Raw genomic sequence first — 19,218 nt, 5'->3', positions numbered from 1 at the left:
CTACTTTTAACGTCCGCGTGCCGCTTGGTTAATTGCATATTGTGTATTAATCGCGTTAATTGAAATACCGTATAACTGATTTGCTTTCATTAAATCTAGCATTTCTGTCGTTACATCCACACTATTTCCATCTTTATTCGTTTGCATTGATTTTGTTTGAATCTTTGCATATGTATTTTTCATATTTACTGTCGGTAAGTGCATTTCATTCGTTTGATATAAATCTGGATTGCTCTTTAAGTCTGCAACATTGTTCTTATATAATGCACTACTTTTATTCATTTGCTCAGCAAATGTTACATCTTGTGCTTTATAGCCGGGTGTATTCGCATTTGCAATATTACTAGAAACAGTATTTCGTTTCGTCACTAAATAATTCATATAATGGCCTACATCACTCACTAAATCTGGCATATTCCACACCCTTTCTTTTTTAACTTCATGATCCACTGATGGAAGTTTCACTTCATTATTTATTTTCTTATATGTGTTTATTAAAATATTAACAATCATGTACCCTTACATATTTTATTCCATTTTTCCATTGTTGTCTTTAGAAAAATACAAAAATATAAAAAAGAATACAAAAAAACTGTATACACGCAATAATCTATGAAACATTTCAATATATGATCTACAAACTAAAGTTCATTTTCACATTATTTAGATTACTACTATTTTTTCATTACAGTCATAAAATGAAACCTCAACCAGCGGAAGTCTTTATTTAAACAAAGGAATGGATCCCCTCTTAAAAGGGGAATCCGTTTCTAAACTCTATCACTAAAATTTACCGTAAAATGAATTTGCTTTCATGCGCCCATCATTTGTCATAATCATTTCTTCTAAAATCTTTTGCTTATCTCGAATATGCTGTGCCGCCTTAATAATGAATGGGCTTACTTCTGCTGCAACTTGCGCACGTGTTTCCTCATCCAATGTCATCATCCAGCGATTTAACATCTCACTCTTCTCAGCAAACTCTCCATCTGACACTTGCAATTCACCGATTTCATTAAAACAGCCGACAAACGTCCGATAAATATCATTGTTCATTTTCAAGTGCTCCGCGATAACCATCTATTAAATCTTGTAACACTTTCACAATAGCATCCATGTCTTTTGCTTCACGCGTTACTTTCATCATTTGAATTTGAATGCTAATCCAATCGTATAAGCCATATAAACTATCATATAAATCTTTCGTAATTTCAGGATTTAATTGAAGTTTTAATTCTTCAAAAATACGTTCTAACTTTTCAAGAAGCGCATCTCCTTCTTGTAGTTTAAAAGCATTTAACAGTTCTTCTAAATTACGAAACTCTACAATACATCTTTCATAAATAAAAATTGTATTTTTAATTGGATTACTCGTCATAATATCATTTTGCATATAACGTTGCCATGCTTGCATACGATCACTTCCTTAGCTTTCATTAATCATCACTTTTTTGTTTTGTCATTGCTTTAATTGTTTTTAATTGGCTATCAAGCGCCGCTAATGTACTTTCTAGCTTTTGATACTTCTTCACAATTTCATTTTGTTTGTCCAAATTTTGCTTTTCAATATCTTGAATCTTTTTATCTAAATCACTTACACGTGAGTCAATGTTTTTTACTCGTTCTCCAACTACACCTTTATCACCAAATAACTTATCAAGTGGTTCTTCCATCATTTTTCCTAAACCGTTAGAACTAAAGAAAAATTGCTTCGCTGCATCCGGTTTTTCTTTTAACGCTTTCGTTAATGCTTCGTCATTAACTTCCATCGTTCCATCTTGCTTTAATTGAATACCAAATGAGAATAAGTAATTGTCATCTTGTGAAAATGTTACGACATTGTTCATAGCTTGACGCACACTTTGCATAATAGCTTGTCCTTGGAAGGCCCCACCTTTACCAGCAAAGATATCTACTGTAGCAACAGCTTTATTATAATCTGCAACCATCTTTTTAATAATATTTGATGCGTCTGTTACGTTTGAGTCACTTACTGTGAATTTTAGATCTATGCCTTTTGCTTTTTGGTCTACATCTGTACCAGTTCCGCCTTCTGGTTTATTTTCCACCTTTGATTCCGTTACTTTCAATAGCTCAATCTTTACACCTGGCAATGCTTCAATTGTATTACTATCACTTTTCCCCTCAACACCATTAATGCTGTATTTTGCATCTAACGCTTCATTAATAGTATTTAGTTTCATCTCTGTCGTAGGTTTGTTATTCTCATCTATACCTTCCACTTTCGAATAAAACAAATCTGTAAGTACATTAGGTGGTGTCTTTTCTAATTTAATTTCATTTGTTGCCCCTTCTTTTTTCGAGGTCATGAAAATTTTATTTCCAAGTGTATAAGCCGATACACCATAATCTCCATCATTAATTTTATTAATTAAATCTTTATATGTCATATCAGTTGTTACTTTTAGTTCTTTATCACCTAGTTTTAATGTTTCATCTTTAGGAAGCTTTGCATTTATATCTTTAATTTCATTAGAAGCTATTTGATGACGCTGTGCAAGCTGAGTAATCGTCATATTAAAAGTGCCAGCAATCGCACCACCATCAGCTTTTACATCTATATAGCCTTCTTGCGTTGTCGTTACTTTTTTTTCATTCCCTTTAAAAGCCGCTAAGTTTTTAAAAGTTTGTGTGAAAGAGCTAAATTCCGATTTCAAACTTGTATATAGTAGTTTATCATTTGTAAGGTCGTTCTTTTCTTTCGTATACGGTGTTTTCCTCATATCTAACGCTTGCAGCTCTAATTCTACTAGATTAGAAGTATCGATCATATTATTTCCAAGGTTCCAAATCTGTTGTCTACCACCAATACCTGTCATCGTTGTTCCTGCCATTTTTCTCACTCCTTATAGATTACATGTAGTCTAAAATACTCGTTTTACTCATCGTACTAACTGCTTTAAGCGTTGCCTCATACGTTGCGTTTATATAAGCTAAATCAGAGATGGCAACCGCTAAATCGACATCTTCAATGTCTTTACGGTTTTCTTGAAGTGCTAAGTTTTGCTCGCTTAAAATTGTTTTGAACGTCTCCATTGTGTTCATTGTCGAACCAACTTCAGTTGTACGATTAATGATGCCATCTAAATTTTTCTTATTTTCTCCTAATAAAGGCTGTAATGCTTTTTGGTCACCTTTTTGCATCGCTTCACTCATCTGTTTTAACGTATTTATAACAGGGGATAATAGCGCTTCGCCGTTACGAAATGCTTTTAATTCATAACCGTCATTTAGTTGCCAGTTCACATCATTTTGTCCACCTTGATACGTACCATCTTCTGTAAATGGTGGCTTCTCTGTGCTATCACCACCGAAAATATAACGACCTTGCTCTTTCGTATTTGCTAAATATACAACTTGTTTTAAAATTTGATCAATCTCTGCACCGATGGCTTTCAATTCTTTTTCACCATTTTGCTCACTTAATGCCTGCAACATTAATTGATCTGCTCTTGTTAAAGATTTAAAAACACCTTGTAAAGTATTTTCAGTTTGTGTTAATACATTTTTCGAATCCGCTAAATCTTTTTGCATTTGTTCAATATTCGCCAATGAATGTTGAATCGCAAATGATTTACTTGCCGCAAGTGGATCTTCACTCATAAAAAGGTTTTTCTTCCCTGAAGTTACTTGATTTCGGTGGTATTGTTGTTGCACATTCAAATCCATTAACTGATTCTTTGCCCAGCTTGCATTTTGAAATGTAGATACTCTCATTTCTATCTCCTCCTTATATATTTCCAATCAATTACTATCACTTATCGAATAATCGAAAATAGACTATCAAACACTTCATTCATCGTAGTAATAGCTTTAGAGTTTGCAACGAAATATTTTTGGAAGGCCATTAAATTAACCATTTCCTCTTCCATATTAACGCCTTCAACACCCATCTTTTCTTGCTGAATCCCCTCTAATAAATCCCCATGAATTTTTTGATAAGCATTCACTGCACTTTTATCAGATGCAACACCAACTACAAATTGGTCTAATGCTTGTTTATAAGAAAGACCTTCTTTATAATTTCCATCTGTAATTGCTGCTAGTTTATTTGCTGTTTCAGCTGATATTTTCATTTTCGAAACATCTTTTGCAAATTCAGGGTTTAATTTCATATCTTTCGCTTGATCTCCAACGAAGAACTCTTTCCCCATTACTGTGTTCACTTCATTCTTTACAGAACTCATTAGTTCTTCAAGGTTTTTCTTATAACTAGCAATCTTCGCTTTTGTATCGATCGCTGATTGGATTGCTCCACTAGTTAAAGGAATTTCCGAACCGTAAATTTCAGCAGTCATTGGTTCTTTTTCTTTATTTAATTGAAGTGGATATGTATCTTGTCCATTTACTGTTAAAACACCATTCATTCTAACACTCGCGATATTAGGATTCATAGATTCATAAGACACTTCTATATTTGCATACTTAGACATTTCTGTAATGATACGATCACGTTCATCCAAAAGTTGATTCGGCACTTGTGTACCTGCTTGTCCAATTTTTTTATTCGCTTCCGCTAAACTACCAGCAAGACGGTTAAATTCATTGACATGCGCTTCAATATCTTCTGTCGTTTGTGCTTCTGCTGTATCTAAACCTTTCGCTAGACGATTTACTTGACTTGTAAACTTCCCAGTTTCAGAAATTAATGTATCGTAGTAATTTGGTTGTTCTGGATTTTTTGCAACTTCACGAAAGGCATTAAAGAAGCCATCCATTAAACTAGATAATGAATTCTTTCCTGTCGTTCCAACCATAGATTCTACACGTGATAAAGTCGAATTCATGTAGTTATAGTATGAGAGTTGGGATAATTGATCGTTAAACTGTTTCGTCTTCACTTCATCTGTAATACGGTCAACACCTAACGTTTGTACACCGTAACCTATTTTTTGTTCCGGTGAATAGCCCTGACTTGCTCCAGCCGATCCGTAATTCACCATTTGACGCACATAACCAGGCGTATGAATGTTTGATAAATTTTGTTTCGTCGTTTGTAATCCCATTTGTGCCGCTAACAAACCCGATAGCGGCGTATTATAATCAGATAATCTCATAATGTTTCACTTCCCCTTTACAATAGTTCGTTCATAAAGATTTGTGAATTATTGTTTCGCTCTAAATTATATTCAGAAACGGAATCCACAATACTTTCTGTAGTTTTTAATAGTACGTTTAAGTAATATTGATTTTTCAAAAGAATCATTTTTACATTCTCTTCTAATTCAGCTACATTTTTTTGTAATTCTTCCATTTTTCCAATTTCTTCGTTAGAAAAATACGAAAATAACGCACTTACGCGAAATGATTCCACTCCCTGTTCTTTACAAAACTGAACAACCATTTCTTCAAATGAACTTGATAACTTTTTTAAACCATCAATGTACTGCAATTGCTCTACTTGTAACTTTTGAACTGCATTTACATTTTTATGCTTCAAATTCTCATATATTTGTTCACCGAGCGTTTGAATGTTTTCATATGCTTTTTGAATAATAACGAGCTTTTCATATAATTGTATGTACATATAGCTTCCTTCCCTTTTACAAGACTAAATTTACAATTAAACCGTGTATTTCTCCAATTTGATTTAACATTTCTAAATGTCCCGTTTTCGTATTAATTAAATTCATAACATCTTCTAACTCATTTAATCCCATTTCCGCCTGTTTCACAATCGTCATTTTCTGTGAATATCCGTAACGCGGATGACGAGACATGACATCTTTATATTGCAATACATTATCTACGTAAAAATTCAAAAATGATTTTACTGTATTTTTGTATTCCATTACATTATCAAGCGTTAATTCCATTTCAATTTTCTCTTTAATTTCTCCAATGTTATCGACAAATGCTTCCATTTGTTCTAGCAATTTGTCTTTTTTCGGATCTGCATGCAAATTATCCGAAAATGCAAGTCCTGTCCTGACATTTGCTTCTTTCGGCATTTGAGTAGCAGGCGGTATATGCGATAAAATTGGATTATGCGAGATCGAACGCAGCATATATATCACCTATTTATTTTATTATTTCTTCCTAAACTTAATCGTAAAATCCAGTTATTTATAATTATACTCTGAACACTAATATTTTGCAGTTATTTTTTATAAAAGATATGTTACAATTTAGCATGAGGTGGCACAAATCTATGAATATTTTTCTTTGTGGTTCAAATCAATTAACAGCATTAGATCAGGAAGAAATAAAAAAATTTTTAACTGACTATGCTCACAAACATAAAATTTACATATTATGTTATAAATCTATTGAAAATGAGATTCTTCGTTTTTTCATCGAAAACGAAAGACTCGCTCAAAATTTATGCCTTTACACGCTACAGCCGTTACAAGCATTAACAGATGAATTTCAAGAGGTCGTTGATTACTTAAAAAAACACGGAGCCGAGTATGTCGCTTTTGATCATCCTTCCGACTCCATTTACCGCTCCGATTATATGTTTTTTGTAAAACAAATAATCGAAGATACCGATTTAGTTCTCTGTTTTTATAATGGGGACAAACATACATCTGTCATTCCCGTTGACGTTGCAAAAGAAGCAGGAATAGATGCTGTTATTTATGATTTACCAGGTTTACATGAAAAACAGATGAAAAAAAACTTTGAACAAAAAATCCGTATGATGTAAAGGGGGAGGCACAATATCGTTATTGTGCCTATTATAAATATGATAATTGAACAAGATTATGATCATTTTATCGCGAGTTTCAAACAACAATTCAATATGGATATCGCTTCATATAAACAAGATAGAATGCGTCGTAGAATCGATGCTTTTATTTCGAGAAAGGGCTTTGAGAACTACACTAGTTTTTTAAGCAATTTACGTACCGATCAAAATTTATTTTTAAGTTTTATTGACTATATTACAATTAACGTTTCAGAGTTTTTTAGAAATAAAGAACGGTGGCAAACATTAGAAACGAAAGCACTACCAAAATTACTTGAACAAAATAACGGAAAATTAAAAGTATGGAGTGCCGCTTGCGCTGCTGGTGAGGAACCATATACACTCTCTTTAATTTTATCGAAACATTTAGCTCCATTTCGTTTTGAAATCCAGGCAACAGACCTTGATTTTCACATTTTAGAAACTGCAAAACGCGGTCAATATACAGAACGTTCTTTAAAAGAATTACCTATCGATTTGAAAGAGCGTCATTTCACAAAAGAGAATGAAATATATTCATTACATCAAAACATTAAACAAAACGTGACGTTCAAACAGCACGATCTTTTAATGCAGTCGTTTGATACAAATTATGACTTAATCATTTGTCGTAATGTAATGATTTACTTTACTGAAGAAGCAAGGGTAAAACTTTATGAAAAATTTAGTCGCGCTTTACGAAAAGGCGGCGTATTATTTGTTGGTAGTACTGAACAAATTTTAACACCTGAACGTTATAATCTTCAGCGATTTGATACATTCTTTTACGAAAAAATATAAAAGAGGTCGTCACAATGTAAAGTGACGACCTTTTTATATAACTCGAATTAAAATAATAGCAACAATCCATACAAAGAGAAAAAGAAACGTCATAGACCATTTATGTTCTTGCATCGTATGTTTTAAAGCCTGTGATAATTGTGTCATATTCATTTCTGCAAGTGCTCTCCATACGCTTACATCCCGCTCTTTAGCAGTGCGATCTGTAACGCTAATTAAAATGGTTTCGTTAGACAATTTCGTTATATAAGCAGTAATAACCGTTACCATTAAATTTATATTTCCTTCTGACGAATCACTTTCTACTCTAGAAATAAGTGCACTTACATCTAATAACGGAATATGTACCTTTCTACCAAATGATAGTTGTACTTCTGCGAAATCATAAGTTCCATCTAACAAAGGAAGTTCTTTTATATGCGCTTGCTTAACAAGTCCTTGCAAGCTTCTCATTACTTGTTCAAATATTTTATCTGTTTGCTTTCCTTCTCCAGATAACGTATGTAACTTTTTAAAGAGTTGCAATACTGTATCCATCTCTTTAGAAAGCATTTCCTTCATAACCTTTCCATCACCTAAACTTGCAAGCAAAATGCCTATTTCATTATTTTTCGTAATAATTTTAGAATGTCCAGTAAACACTAAATTACTACGCTTTCGTTCTTTCTGAATTTCATGTTCCGAAATAGCTGCAGGCTGTTTTAATGGTTGTAGCGTCTTATCTTCAATTGTCGTACGTTTAATTTCCATTTAAGCGCCTCCACTACTATGAAATACTTAGCCCCATTCTTTATTACTCTTTAAAACTAAAAATAGTACGAATAAACCTGACATGATAGCAAATACATTAGAAGCTTCTATTCCCTGTTCACTTTTTGCTTCTTTCTTCTCTTCTGGCTCTTCTTTTTTTTCTTTCTTTTTAGAAACGACTTGATTGTTATTTTTATTATCTTTATCTTTTTGAGCCTTCGCTTTATTTACTTCCTTGTTGTCTGTTAGAGGCTCTTTTATAAAATAAGTAATTTTTTCTTTCTCTATCAATGGTTCTTTTATTGGATCATTTACTTTCTCTTCTTTTTTTGGAATTTGAACAACTGGCGGTTTTTCTTCCAGAAGCGGGATCTCTACTTTCGAGTCTTCCTGCTTCTCAGTTTCTTTCTCATCCGTTTCTTTCTTATCCTCTAATTTATCTTCATTCTCTCGTTCTTCTATCTTTTTATCATCTTCTGTTTTTTGCTCCAAAACAGAAACGATATACTCACTTTCCTCAACCAGTTTATTTCCGGCCGCATCCACTATCTCTACAAGTAATTCGTATGAGCCAATTGGCAACGCATCCGTTATTTCAAATACTTTTTGCCAATCCATATCGCGCTTATTGTAATCTAATAAAAATGTAGTCTCTTTATTTTCTTTCCCCTTTAATGTCACGCGGACCTCTTTCACAACCGATTCTTTGTCTGCCGCCTTCACTCGCACACGTATAGAATCGCCTTGTTTCCGTTCAATTAACTTCTCTTTCGCTTCATCAATAGTAACTGTATGTAACTTCGGCAATTCTTTATCTATAGTTGGCGTTTCATTTTTAATCTGAACGAGCGGGACTTTCACTTCATTTTCAGTGAGTTCTTCTTTCTCATTTTCTTTATAGCTTTGAATGAGCTGCAGGTTCCAATTACCTTGCAAATCAAAAGTCTCGACTTTGTAGTTAGCAATCCATCGCTTTGTTTCCTCTTCATACTTAAACGATAGCATTCTTTCTTGTTCATACTGATCGCCGTTTTTTGGCAAGCGCAAAATACCTTTTATACTTTGAACATTTTGCTCTTTCGGCTCTACAATAACCCGCACTTCTTCGCCAACTTTTAATTCCGGCTTATTTACTGTAATAACCCCTTGATCCGTCTCTATCTTTTTTTCGACCTCTTGTTCATTTGCTACTTCTTGTTGTTCCTCTTTACCTTGATTCACTTCCACTTGCTCTGGCTGCTCTTGAACTTCTTTGTTTTCTTCTTGTACATTCATTTCATTTAGTTTTTGATCTGGCTCAATTTGTTCTTCCGCCTGACTTTGCAGAGGGAAGAACAGACACACATTTATAAATAACCAGCTCATTAGAAAAAACTTTACGTTTTTCATCTACTAGCTCAAACTCCTATTTCAACGACTTATAGCGATTTCGTCACTTTTACTCCGAAAAACCCATCTACATTTACAAGTTCACCATACGCCACCAATACATCATTTACATAAATACGAATTGGCTCGTCAATATCCTCATCTAGTACAACCGCTTCATTCTCTTGTAAACTTAAAATATCTTGAATTGTTTTCACTGTGCTTCCAAATACAAATTTCACATTCATTTCTACATTTTGTAAGATGGATGTGTCCATGTATACTGGTTCCATTTGTTTTACTTCTTTAAATTCAATAGGTTGCACAACAGGTTCTACAATTTTTTCTTCTTCAATTTCTTCCGTAACAATCTCTTCTTCCTCTTCCACCATTGGATATAGAAGTCTTCTTACCATTTCTTTCGCTTCTGAAACCGGTAAAATTTGATACATTTTCGATTGAAGCAGGTCGCCAATTTCAAGGTTAAACGTAATTTGAACGAGTTCGTCCACTTTCATTGACTCTCCCAAATATTCCATTTCTTCTTTTAACGTTACGAATTTAACATTTGGCGGTGTCATGTCCATTTTTTCTTGAAACATTTCTGACATCGCCGTTGCAGCATGCCCCATCATTTGGTTCATGATTTCTTTAATACCGCTCAGTTCTAATTCACTAAGCTCCTTCTCTGGATCAACTTCCCCTGTTCCCATCATCATTAAATCTACCATTGTTAAAGCGACATCTTTCGTAAATACGAATACATTCTCATTCTTTAGTCCTTCAACAAAATCAACATTTAAAATAACAAACGGGACTGGTACTCCGTCATAATGACGAACATTGATTGATTCTACATTGGGCGTACTAATTGTAACTGGCTGATTTAATAGTGTTGACAATACTGTTGAAGCGGAACCAATTGAAATATTTGCAATTTCACCAAGGACATCTTTCTCTTCTTGAGTTAAATGCTCTTTTTCAAATTGTTCTTCTACAATCTCAGTTTCCACTACTTCTGCTGGCTCATCTTTTTCTTCTACTCCACCAGATAATTGCATTAATTTATTTACCATTTGTTTCGCATGTTCAACTGAAACAATTTGCACAAGTTTAGAGTTTACAAGATTATCTATCTTTAAATCAAACGATACTTTAACAATCGTTTGATTCCCATCAATCTCAGAAATTTTCTCCATTTCTTCTGATAACTTTACAACTTTAATTGTCGGCGGAGACATATCTACTGTATCTTGAAAGAATTCTGACATAGATGTAGCTGCGAACCCCATCATTTGATTCATCGCTTCTTGTACAGCACTTAGCTCTAATTCACCAAGTTCTTTTCCATCTTCCACTTCACCTGTTCCCATCATCATTAAATCAGCAATGGATAATGCAACATCTTGCTTAAGGACAAGAAGGTTTTCCATATCTAATCCTTTTGTAAAATGAATGTTTAATACAACGTGTGGAACTTCGACGTCGCTTGAATCATATAAATCTACCAATTCTATGCGAGGAGCAGTAATGCTTACTTGCCTATTTAAGATTGTTGATAATACAGTCGAAGCTGAACCAAATGATATATTTGCAATTTCGCCAAGAATATCGCATTCTTGAGGCGTTAAATGCTCATTTTCTTTTTCTAGCACAATTGTGCTCGTATCCCCTTTTGTGTGTTGCTCAGGCATTTTCTCTGCCTCCTCATTTCTGTTTTTCTATCAAATGATATAAACTCTCATTTTATTTTAACAAACTTATTATATAAAACGTTAATATGTATTTATTCCCATTTTCAAATTAGTAACGATTAACCAAAAAGCTCCCCAATTGTATACAAGTGGGGAGCTTTCCTTCATTCCTATTATAAACCTTCTGGGTTTAAAATGAGGACCACTCGTCCATCACCGAGAATTGTCGCACCAGAGAAATAATTAGAACTCTCTGCAAAGAAGTCACCTAATGACTTTAGGACTATTTCTCTTTGACCGATAATTGTGTTTACAATAAGTCCATAGCTGCGATGTGTATTACGAACAATTAACACAGGAACCATTTGACTATCATATGACGCAAACGCCTCATCTACTGTTTTCTCACCAAATACAGTACTTAAATGCTTCACTTCAATAATTTGATTACGGTAATTTAACACATCTTTTCCTTGTAAGGATTGGATGTCTTCTCTCTTAATCCGAATTGCTTCAACAATATTACCAAGAGGGAAAGCATAACGTTTATCATTCGTTTGAACAAGCATAGATTGAATAATGGACAACGTTAATGGAAGTTCAATTCTAAATGTACTACCTTTTCCTTCTTCAGAATCAATAATTAAATGTCCACCTAAACTATGAATCGTATGTTTCACAACATCTAATCCAACGCCACGCCCAGAAAGGTCTGATACAACTTCAGCTGTACTAAATCCTGGTTGGAAGATTAAATCAAATACTTCACGGTCCGTTAATTTATTTGCCTCAGATTCTGTTACAACACCATTTTTAATCGCTTTTTCTAATACTTTTCCTTTATGAATACCGTTTCCGTCATCCGTAATTTGAATTACGACATGATTTCCACTATGGAACGCTTCTAATTTAATCGTACCTGTCTCATTTTTACCTGCATCACGACGTTGTTCAACAGTCTCAACACCGTGATCAATTGCATTACGGATTAAATGAACGAGTGGATCACCGATTTCATCAATAACAATTTTATCAACTTCAGTATCTTCACCTGTAATTTGTAAATCGATTTTTTTCCCTAAATCTTTCGCTAACATACGTACCATACGTGGGAAACGATTGAAGACTGTTTCAATTGGTACCATACGCATGTTTAGTAGTACATTTTGAATATCTTTTGAAATATCGCCTAATCGATTTAAATGCTCAATTAACTCCTTATTTTGAATCCTTTGTGCCAATTCATCAATGCGCCCACGTTCGATTACACTTTCTTCAAACATATTCATTAATCTTTCGATTTTCTCTAATTGGACACGAATTGAACGATTCTCCACTTTAGCGTTTTTCGTCTTCGCATTGCTTTTAGCTGGTGTAGCACTAGCAGGTTGCTTCGATATTTCTTTAGTTGATTCCACCTGCGTAGCCACTTGTTTAACTTCTTGTACCACTTCTTGTGTAGCCAACTCTTCCGAAACTACTTCTTTTGATGTATGCCCTTGCTTCACTTCTACTTTCTCAATTTCAGAAACATGAAGCACTACTTGTTTTAATTCTTCTTCACTTTGATCAGTATCCATAAATACTGTGAACTCAAAACCGAAAGCATCTGCCTCAATTTCTTCAATACTTGGAACTGTTTTTTGTACATTACCCACATTTTGCAATACTTCAATACACATAATCGCACGTACTGCTTTTAAAATAGCTTGTTGCTCAACAGTTATATGCACTTCATGTGAAACTGCATCATCATTATTTATAGGTTCTTGCTCAATATATCCAGCAGGATTTTCTACATTGCCATTCAATAATGCTTCTAATTTCTGCTTAGTTGTAACTACATCAATATTGCCCATTCCGCCTTGTTGCACATCTGCAACCATCTTCTCTAGATTATCAATGCACTCAAAAATCACATCAATAATCTCCGCATGTACAACTATATTCCCATGACGAATTTCATCTAAAACGTTTTCCATTTTATGCGTTAAATCCGCCATTTCCGTAAATTCCATACTCGCTGACATACCTTTGAATGTATGGGCTGAGCGGAATATTTCTCCCACAACATCCATATCGGCAGGATTTTGTTCTAAAGTTAGCACATTTTCATTTAGTGATTGTAAATGTTCTTCCGATTCCTCAAAAAATATATTTAATAGATCTGTTTGCATTTTAATCCCCTACCTGTCTAACAAACATTTCATTTATGTATAACAATTTAGTGTTTTAAAACAAGAAAAAAGGGGGCCACACGCATATCCGCTATCAATGTTTAGATTCCTTGTGGCACCCCTTCTATATTAGCTGTTTGCTACTTTTGTTAAAGCTTCAATTACTCGATCCGCTTGGAATGGCTTTACAATAAAGTCTTTTGCTCCACCCTTAATTGCATCTAATACCATACCTTGTTGTCCCATTGCAGAACAAATAACAACTTTTGCACTTGAATCAATTTTAATAATTTCTTTTAATGCTTCAAGTCCGTCCATTTCTGGCATAGTAATATCTAATGTTACAATATCTGGTTGAAGTTCTTTAAACTTCTGAATTGCTTCTACTCCATTCTCTGCTTCACCAATAATTTCAAATTCAGAATTACTTTTTAATAAGTTTTTAATCATCGTTCGCATAAACATCGCATCATCTACAACTAAAATTTTATGTGCCATTCTTTTTAATTCTCTCCTTCTATGTATAAGTATATCTTAATATTTCATCTTATCATTCTCACTCATTATACAAAATAAAATGATAAAATTTAATATTTTTTAAAAAGAATTTTCGTATTTTTATTATTTTATTATTAAAATGATAATATACTATTCTTTTATGTAAATGACAACGCGACGGTTTTTCTCCCAATTTTGCGGTGAATCATTTGGTACAACTGGCTTTGTGTCTGCATATCCTACCGCAGCTAGCCTTTTATCATCCACATTATACACTTCGATTAAGTGGTGAATCATATTTGCTGCTCTTGCTGAAGACAACTCCCAGTTAGAAGGGAATTTGTCATTATGAATAGGTCTACTATCTGTATGCCCTTCCACAACAATCGGATTTGGTACGGATTGGAAAAACCCAACTAATTGACTTATTATCTCTTTCGCTTCTGGTTTAACGTTCGCGTCACCCGTATCAAATATTAAATTATCTACTATAACGACGCTTACTCCCGTATCCTCTCGATATACATTCACTTGACTAATACCGTTATTATCTACATATGCTTTTAACTTTTTATATAATTCGTCCATTCTCTTTTTAGAGACCATTTTTTCATCATTTTTTTCATGTGAAATATCTGGTATTGTATTTTCCATTACTTTTGCATCTACTTGCTCCACATCACTAAACTTTTCAAGCATCTTCGACAATTTTACTGCATCCTGCTTTGATGTAGCAACTAGTAATACAAAGAAAGTTAATAATAACATCGTTAAATCTGTAAAAGTTGTCATCCAACGAGGCGATCCCCTTTGCGGTCGTTTTATCATCACCTTACCACTCCTTGAAATATTAGGCTGCTCGTTTTACTTTTTTTATCTTTGTTTCGTATACGTATGTATCCAGTTTTAACTTTAATTTAGAAGGAATTTGTCCACGATACAATTCTGAAATTGCTTCAATAACAAACTTCTTCTCTGTATATAAATCCTCAATACCACGATACACTTTTTCAGCAAGAGGGATTGCAATCATATTTGCAAGTACTGATCCATACAATGTCGTTAACATCGCAACTGCCATCCCTGTACCAATTTGCGATGTATCTTGCAAGTTTTGAAGCATAATGATAAGACCGATTAAAGTCCCTATCATGCCCCAAGCTGGAGCGAAATCGCCAATTTTATCTAATAACGCTGCTCCTTTTCTTAACTCATATACTTCTGTTTCAATATCTTTCATTAATACTTCTTTTAATTCATCTTCATCGTAACCACTTAACATTAATCGAATTCCTTTTTGAATAAAAGGATTGTCTACTTGCTCTCCATCAACTTCTAAAGAAAGCAGGCCATGTTTTTTAGACTTTTTCGAAAAATCAACGAACAAATCCGTTAACTGTTCTAAATCTGCTTCTCTTCTATGTAAAACAGTAAAAATACTTTTCGTATATTTTTTTATTTCTCCAAATCGATATGCCACAACAATTGTCGCTGTTGTTCCCCCTATGACAATTAAAATAGATGAAACATCTAAAAAGTTTTTAAAAGCTTTTATTCCACCGCCACCAATCATAATTGCCGCTATCACTATAGCAAAACCTACTATAATGCCAACTGGGCTAGAAATGTCAAACTTCCTTTTTCTTCTTTGTGGTCTAGCTAATCCTTGATTTTCGTCTCCCATATTCCTGCCCTTCCCTTTTCATTTTTATAAAACATTTTTTTATTTTAATAATGCGTTTTCACATATAATATGTATTATACGCTTATCATCTATTTATCGCAATATACTCATAGAATTGACACATTTTATTTCCATATTAGAATTACAGTATAGAAATATGAGGAGGATCACGATGGAACATAACATTTTACAGGTCATTGCACTAGCAGAAAAACTAAAATATGAAATGCGGCATAGCTGGCTTTCTAACGGACGTCAAGAAAGCGTTGCTGAACATACGTGGCGCATGTCTCTAATGGCCATTTTAGTTGAGCCTTATTTGGATCAAAAAGTCAATGTTGAAAAATTACTTAAAATGGTTATTATTCACGACCTAGTCGAGGCAGAAGCTGGTGATATTCCTGCTTTTGATACAATGAATAGTCATGAATTACAATTACAAAAACAAATAAATGAGCAAGAAGCAATTTTAAATATTAAACGCACATTACAAGGTTCTCTCGGTGAGGAATTATATGATTTATGGATGGAGTTTGAAGCGAAAGAAACGTACGAAGCAAAAGTTGCTAACGCACTTGATAAACTTGAGGTGAAAATTCAGCATAACGAAGCTGATATTGATACGTGGCTACCAATCGAGCATAAAATGACATTCCAAGTAGCAAAGCATACAAACTTTGATTCTTTCCTATCTAAATTACAAAAACTCATCGAGCAAGATGGAGAAAAGAAATTACTAGCTGCCGGCATTGACGTTGCAGCTTGCAAAAGATAATGAAATAAGACACTCAATATGAGTGTCTTATTTCATTATTGTTGATACAGCCTGCTTGTAAATAAGTTGTTGTTTTCCATCAACTAACATTAAAACAGTAAATTTGTCTATCGCAACAATTTCTCCTACTATTCTAACGCCACTCTTTAAAAAGATTGTAACAATACCTTTTTCTTCTTTTATTTGTTTATACAGCTCTTCTTGTAAATGTTCCAAATACTGTTCTCTCCTTCTTTTATGAAATATCTTAATATAAAAAACTACAAATTTTTTATTTATGTACTTTATCTTTTACATTCATAAACTTATTAATTAGTATATCTAAATCTCGGCTAAATAACAAAACTTTATCATGATCCAACCCGTGTCTAGCAACAAGTTGAATTAGCTCTTTCTTTTTGTTTTCTATTTTATTATGTAATTTTCCCATCTCCATCTCTTTACTAAAACTCCCTTTTCCCATAATATTACTTGTAAAATTATAGTACAAATCCTCTCATAAAAAAATATAAAAATGGTTTTTTTTACAATTTTTATATTTTTTTATGAACAAATTGCAAAATATATAACGATTCATTCATACATCCCTAGCTCAATATACACTTAAAATGACCACACAGGCGTTTGTCTAATTACAAAAGAGACTGGCTCCTTTTCCACACAAAAAACATACTGTATACAGTAGTCCATGAATTATATAGATTAACTTATTTAAAAGGAGGAAAACATATGAGCTATGGTGGAAGTTGCGCTGGTTTCGGCGGTGGATTTGCTTTGCTAATCGTACTATTCATCCTTCTAATCATCATCGGATGTAGCTGTTGGGGTGGCGGCGGATACGGATACTAATATATCCTATCCTTAACAAATGAACGAAAAACTATACGAAAACAGCTCATATTTGAGCTGTTTTTTCATACTTTCGTATGAATTTATATCCTTCTTATTTGTGATTTCAACTAACAAAATATCGTTTACTATGGAATAAGAAACATTTTTATTAAGGAGGATTACCATGATTAAAGGTCTTTACGAAGCGCATTTACCCGTCCGTAACTTAGAGAAATCAATATCTTTTTATGAATCACTTGGACTGAAATTATATAAAAGAGGAGATGATATTGCTTTCTTTTGGATTAAAGAAAATGAAAGTTGGCTCGGTCTTTGGGAAGGCACAGAATACAAAGTGAATTATCACCCCTCTTTACGACACATAGCCTTTCAAGTAAGCTTACATGATTTAGAAAATGCGATACACTGGTTAAATCAAAAAGGAATTTCAGCACGAAAAGACTTTGGAATGGAACCAATTGAACCAATTGTTTTTCCAGAATTAGCACATGCCGCTGTATACTTTAACGATCCTGATGGAAATAGTTTAGAATTGATTGCACAATTACCTGTTGGACTTTCTACAGAAGAGAAAGTGTATTTAAGCGAATGGAAAAAACAAGTTCAAGCATCATCATTACATAAAGATTAATCCTTTTATGTCAGTTTCTTATTCCGCACTACTTAAAACAAATAATAACTTCAAAAAACTATTTTACGGTCAAACATTAAGTGTACTTGGGGATTGGTTTCACACGGTAGCTTTATTAACATTCGTCTATAGCATAACGGAATCTCCGTTTATGATCGCACTTACTTTTATAAGTAAAGGTTTACCCCAGCTTCTTCTTAGCCCTTTTATTGGCGGTATTGTAGATCGTTTTTCTAAAAAGAATATTATGATTTTTACCGATATTTTACGAGGCATGCTCGTCCTCACTTACTTATTTGCACCATATAAAATTGAGATTATTTTCATTGCTAATATATGTTTATCTGTACTTTCTTGTTTATTTGAGCCGGCTAAACAAGCAACTTTAAAGAATATCATATACCAAAATCATTTCGTAACTGCGAACTCTCTTTCTAGTACAATGAATGGTTTTATGTCTATTATGGGGGCTTCTTTAGGCGGAATAGTTGCACAATCTTTCCATATTGAGTTCGCTTTTTTAATGAACAGCCTGTCGTACTTTATTTCAGCCTATTTTATTTATAATATGAGTATCTCTACTCATGATACTTATAACAGGAAAAAAACATTTTTTACTGATATAAAAGATGGTTATACATACATATTGCAAACAAAAATCATTTTAATATTAATTCTTGTCGGCATTTCATGGGGCATTATTGGAGGTTCTTATCAGCTGCTTCTAACAATCTATGCTGAAAAAATTTTCTACACTAACATTGGAGTTTTATATTCGGTTCAAGGGGCTGGGCTTATCATCGGCAGCCTCCTCGTTAATCTTTATATCTCTCATAATAAAGAGAAAATGAAAAAAGCATTTGGTTGGGCCTATTTCCTACAAGGAATTTTCTTTCTCGGATTCATTTTATCTGATCAACTTATTATCGGTATCATTACATTGCTCTGTATGCGCATAGCAGGAGGCATCATCGTTCCACTTGATACGACATTACTTCAAACTTACACGCACGAAAATATGATTGGTAAAGTTTTTTCATTTCATTACTCAATTTATGGTTCGCTTATACAGTTATCTATGTTCATTACAGGGTGGCTATTAGAAATTCTTTCTCCTCAAATTATTGGTAGTTTTCTAGCTATATGTTGTATTTTAGTTAGTTTTATATGGCTGTTTTTATTTTATCGCGGGGAATTTAATGAGGAATCTACCTCCAATTAATAGCATGTTTATGTACATGCTATTTTTATTTATGTCGAAATATAAAGGAAAAAGACGATTTATTTCCCTTACGTT

At 33.5% G+C, this 19,218-nt stretch carries 23 protein-coding genes; 6 read left to right on the top strand and 17 right to left on the bottom strand.

Going from position 1 to position 19,218, the window contains the following annotated elements:
• Positions 1-6 precede the first annotated feature (6 nt).
• The 8 genes from flgB to ACYVEC_RS10480 form a co-directional block, all read right to left on the bottom strand.
• Positions 7-414 (bottom strand): flagellar basal body rod protein FlgB, encoded by a 408-nt coding sequence (flgB, locus tag ACYVEC_RS10515; protein ID WP_063224180.1) that lies wholly within the window; start codon positions 412-414, stop codon positions 7-9.
• 369 nt (positions 415-783) lie between these two features.
• Positions 784-1,056 (bottom strand): hypothetical protein, encoded by a 273-nt coding sequence (locus tag ACYVEC_RS10510; protein ID WP_001058080.1) that lies wholly within the window; start codon positions 1,054-1,056, stop codon positions 784-786.
• A complete protein-coding gene (locus ACYVEC_RS10505; RefSeq protein WP_098557267.1) occupies positions 1,046-1,414 on the bottom strand; it encodes a flagellar export chaperone FliS in 369 nt (122 codons plus the stop codon). Before ACYVEC_RS10505 ends, ACYVEC_RS10510 begins: the two co-directional genes overlap by 11 nt.
• A 22-nt stretch (positions 1,415-1,436) precedes the next feature.
• The gene (locus tag ACYVEC_RS10500; RefSeq protein ID WP_199677571.1) at positions 1,437-2,855 is read right to left on the bottom strand and encodes a flagellar hook-associated protein 2; all 1,419 of its coding nucleotides are present in this window, start codon (positions 2,853-2,855) and stop codon (positions 1,437-1,439) included.
• A 19-nt stretch (positions 2,856-2,874) separates the two neighbouring features.
• A complete protein-coding gene (locus ACYVEC_RS10495; protein WP_460506309.1) occupies positions 2,875-3,738 on the bottom strand; it encodes a flagellar hook-associated protein 3 in 864 nt (287 codons plus the stop codon).
• 41 nt (positions 3,739-3,779) lie between these two features.
• Positions 3,780-5,078, bottom strand: a complete 1,299-nt coding sequence (flgK, locus tag ACYVEC_RS10490; protein WP_097949033.1) for a flagellar hook-associated protein FlgK — start codon at positions 5,076-5,078, stop codon at positions 3,780-3,782.
• Positions 5,079-5,095: 17 nt separating this feature from the next.
• On the bottom strand, positions 5,096-5,548 hold the full coding sequence (locus ACYVEC_RS10485) for a hypothetical protein (protein ID WP_460506306.1): 453 nt from the start codon (positions 5,546-5,548) through the stop codon (positions 5,096-5,098).
• 16 nt (positions 5,549-5,564) lie between these two features.
• Positions 5,565-6,029: a YaaR family protein gene (locus tag ACYVEC_RS10480; protein ID WP_000946323.1), complete on the bottom strand. Its 465-nt coding sequence runs from the start codon at positions 6,027-6,029 to the stop codon at positions 5,565-5,567.
• A gap of 143 nt (positions 6,030-6,172) precedes the next feature.
• Between ACYVEC_RS10480 and ACYVEC_RS10475 the strand changes: the two genes are divergently transcribed.
• Positions 6,173-6,670, top strand: a complete 498-nt coding sequence (locus ACYVEC_RS10475; RefSeq protein WP_001020094.1) for a hypothetical protein — start codon at positions 6,173-6,175, stop codon at positions 6,668-6,670.
• A 39-nt stretch (positions 6,671-6,709) separates the two neighbouring features.
• Positions 6,710-7,492 carry a protein-glutamate O-methyltransferase CheR gene (gene cheR / locus ACYVEC_RS10470; protein WP_142332888.1) on the top strand — a complete coding sequence of 261 codons (783 nt, stop codon included), beginning with the start codon at positions 6,710-6,712 and terminating at the stop codon, positions 7,490-7,492.
• Positions 7,493-7,525: 33 nt separating this feature from the next.
• On the opposite strand, the gene ACYVEC_RS10465 is transcribed toward cheR, so the two are convergent.
• The 7 genes from ACYVEC_RS10465 to ACYVEC_RS10435 all read right to left on the bottom strand — a co-directional run bounded on the left by ACYVEC_RS10465 (position 7,526) and on the right by ACYVEC_RS10435 (position 15,663).
• Positions 7,526-8,242, bottom strand: coding sequence for a hypothetical protein (locus ACYVEC_RS10465; RefSeq protein ID WP_098557260.1), 717 nt, complete (start codon positions 8,240-8,242; stop codon positions 7,526-7,528).
• A 27-nt stretch (positions 8,243-8,269) separates the two neighbouring features.
• Entirely contained in the window at positions 8,270-9,631 is a 1,362-nt protein-coding gene (locus tag ACYVEC_RS10460; RefSeq protein WP_063224085.1) for a hypothetical protein, read from the bottom strand.
• A 29-nt stretch (positions 9,632-9,660) separates the two neighbouring features.
• Positions 9,661-11,304 carry a flagellar motor switch protein gene (locus ACYVEC_RS10455; RefSeq protein WP_275718717.1) on the bottom strand — a complete coding sequence of 548 codons (1,644 nt, stop codon included), beginning with the start codon at positions 11,302-11,304 and terminating at the stop codon, positions 9,661-9,663.
• 173 nt (positions 11,305-11,477) lie between these two features.
• Positions 11,478-13,481, bottom strand: a complete 2,004-nt coding sequence (locus ACYVEC_RS10450) for a chemotaxis protein CheA (protein WP_063224086.1) — start codon at positions 13,479-13,481, stop codon at positions 11,478-11,480.
• A 129-nt stretch (positions 13,482-13,610) separates the two neighbouring features.
• Positions 13,611-13,979 carry a response regulator gene (locus tag ACYVEC_RS10445; RefSeq protein ID WP_000940570.1) on the bottom strand — a complete coding sequence of 123 codons (369 nt, stop codon included), beginning with the start codon at positions 13,977-13,979 and terminating at the stop codon, positions 13,611-13,613.
• 150 nt (positions 13,980-14,129) lie between these two features.
• Positions 14,130-14,807, bottom strand: coding sequence for an OmpA family protein (locus ACYVEC_RS10440; RefSeq protein WP_060630271.1), 678 nt, complete (start codon positions 14,805-14,807; stop codon positions 14,130-14,132).
• Between the two features lie 22 nt (positions 14,808-14,829).
• Positions 14,830-15,663, bottom strand: a complete 834-nt coding sequence (locus ACYVEC_RS10435; protein WP_016088546.1) for a flagellar motor protein MotP — start codon at positions 15,661-15,663, stop codon at positions 14,830-14,832.
• Positions 15,664-15,835: 172 nt separating this feature from the next.
• On the opposite strand from ACYVEC_RS10435, the gene ACYVEC_RS10430 reads away from it, so the two are divergent.
• Entirely contained in the window at positions 15,836-16,438 is a 603-nt protein-coding gene (locus tag ACYVEC_RS10430) for an HD domain-containing protein (protein WP_063224087.1), read from the top strand.
• A gap of 27 nt (positions 16,439-16,465) precedes the next feature.
• Here ACYVEC_RS10430 and hfq read toward each other — a convergent pair whose 3' ends face one another.
• Complete coding sequence (gene hfq / locus ACYVEC_RS10425) at positions 16,466-16,654, bottom strand: RNA chaperone Hfq (RefSeq protein WP_000400658.1); 189 nt, start codon at positions 16,652-16,654, stop codon at positions 16,466-16,468.
• A 55-nt stretch (positions 16,655-16,709) separates the two neighbouring features.
• On the bottom strand, positions 16,710-16,928 hold the full coding sequence (locus ACYVEC_RS10420; protein ID WP_002096752.1) for an aspartyl-phosphate phosphatase Spo0E family protein: 219 nt from the start codon (positions 16,926-16,928) through the stop codon (positions 16,710-16,712).
• A gap of 239 nt (positions 16,929-17,167) precedes the next feature.
• Here ACYVEC_RS10420 and ACYVEC_RS10415 point away from each other — a divergent pair, with 239 nt between their 5' ends.
• The 3 genes from ACYVEC_RS10415 to ACYVEC_RS10405 all read left to right on the top strand — a co-directional run bounded on the left by ACYVEC_RS10415 (position 17,168) and on the right by ACYVEC_RS10405 (position 19,143).
• A complete protein-coding gene (locus ACYVEC_RS10415) occupies positions 17,168-17,287 on the top strand; it encodes a YjcZ family sporulation protein (RefSeq protein ID WP_000120179.1) in 120 nt (39 codons plus the stop codon).
• Positions 17,288-17,453: 166 nt separating this feature from the next.
• Positions 17,454-17,921 (top strand): VOC family protein, encoded by a 468-nt coding sequence (locus ACYVEC_RS10410; RefSeq protein ID WP_098557412.1) that lies wholly within the window; start codon positions 17,454-17,456, stop codon positions 17,919-17,921.
• 7 nt (positions 17,922-17,928) lie between these two features.
• The gene (locus ACYVEC_RS10405) at positions 17,929-19,143 is read left to right on the top strand and encodes an MFS transporter (RefSeq protein WP_063224089.1); all 1,215 of its coding nucleotides are present in this window, start codon (positions 17,929-17,931) and stop codon (positions 19,141-19,143) included.
• Positions 19,144-19,218 lie beyond the last annotated feature (75 nt).

The sequence above is a fragment of the Bacillus sp. MN7755 genome (assembly GCF_054771475.1).
Note: the sequence above shows the minus strand (reverse complement) of the source record. Positions and strands in the feature narration are given on the sequence as shown.

Coding starts and splice junctions, on each gene's coding strand:
- cheR (WP_142332888.1), top strand. CDS start 6,710: ATGATAATTGAACAAGATTATGATCATTTTATCGCGAGTTTCAAACAA.
- ACYVEC_RS10475 (WP_001020094.1), top strand. CDS start 6,173: ATGAATATTTTTCTTTGTGGTTCAAATCAATTAACAGCATTAGATCAG.
- flgK (WP_097949033.1), bottom strand. CDS start 5,078: ATGAGATTATCTGATTATAATACGCCGCTATCGGGTTTGTTAGCGGCA.
- ACYVEC_RS10485 (WP_460506306.1), bottom strand. CDS start 5,548: ATGTACATACAATTATATGAAAAGCTCGTTATTATTCAAAAAGCATAT.
- flgB (WP_063224180.1), bottom strand. CDS start 414: ATGCCAGATTTAGTGAGTGATGTAGGCCATTATATGAATTATTTAGTG.
- ACYVEC_RS10440 (WP_060630271.1), bottom strand. CDS start 14,807: ATGATAAAACGACCGCAAAGGGGATCGCCTCGTTGGATGACAACTTTT.
- ACYVEC_RS10435 (WP_016088546.1), bottom strand. CDS start 15,663: ATGGGAGACGAAAATCAAGGATTAGCTAGACCACAAAGAAGAAAAAGG.
- ACYVEC_RS10500 (WP_199677571.1), bottom strand. CDS start 2,855: ATGGCAGGAACAACGATGACAGGTATTGGTGGTAGACAACAGATTTGG.
- ACYVEC_RS10495 (WP_460506309.1), bottom strand. CDS start 3,738: ATGAGAGTATCTACATTTCAAAATGCAAGCTGGGCAAAGAATCAGTTA.
- ACYVEC_RS10510 (WP_001058080.1), bottom strand. CDS start 1,056: ATGAACAATGATATTTATCGGACGTTTGTCGGCTGTTTTAATGAAATC.
- ACYVEC_RS10410 (WP_098557412.1), top strand. CDS start 17,454: ATGATTAAAGGTCTTTACGAAGCGCATTTACCCGTCCGTAACTTAGAG.
- ACYVEC_RS10415 (WP_000120179.1), top strand. CDS start 17,168: ATGAGCTATGGTGGAAGTTGCGCTGGTTTCGGCGGTGGATTTGCTTTG.
- ACYVEC_RS10445 (WP_000940570.1), bottom strand. CDS start 13,979: ATGGCACATAAAATTTTAGTTGTAGATGATGCGATGTTTATGCGAACG.
- ACYVEC_RS10455 (WP_275718717.1), bottom strand. CDS start 11,304: ATGCCTGAGCAACACACAAAAGGGGATACGAGCACAATTGTGCTAGAA.
- ACYVEC_RS10460 (WP_063224085.1), bottom strand. CDS start 9,631: ATGAAAAACGTAAAGTTTTTTCTAATGAGCTGGTTATTTATAAATGTG.
- ACYVEC_RS10405 (WP_063224089.1), top strand. CDS start 17,929: ATGTCAGTTTCTTATTCCGCACTACTTAAAACAAATAATAACTTCAAA.
- ACYVEC_RS10450 (WP_063224086.1), bottom strand. CDS start 13,481: ATGCAAACAGATCTATTAAATATATTTTTTGAGGAATCGGAAGAACAT.
- ACYVEC_RS10480 (WP_000946323.1), bottom strand. CDS start 6,029: ATGCTGCGTTCGATCTCGCATAATCCAATTTTATCGCATATACCGCCT.
- ACYVEC_RS10430 (WP_063224087.1), top strand. CDS start 15,836: ATGGAACATAACATTTTACAGGTCATTGCACTAGCAGAAAAACTAAAA.
- ACYVEC_RS10465 (WP_098557260.1), bottom strand. CDS start 8,242: ATGGAAATTAAACGTACGACAATTGAAGATAAGACGCTACAACCATTA.
- ACYVEC_RS10505 (WP_098557267.1), bottom strand. CDS start 1,414: ATGCAAGCATGGCAACGTTATATGCAAAATGATATTATGACGAGTAAT.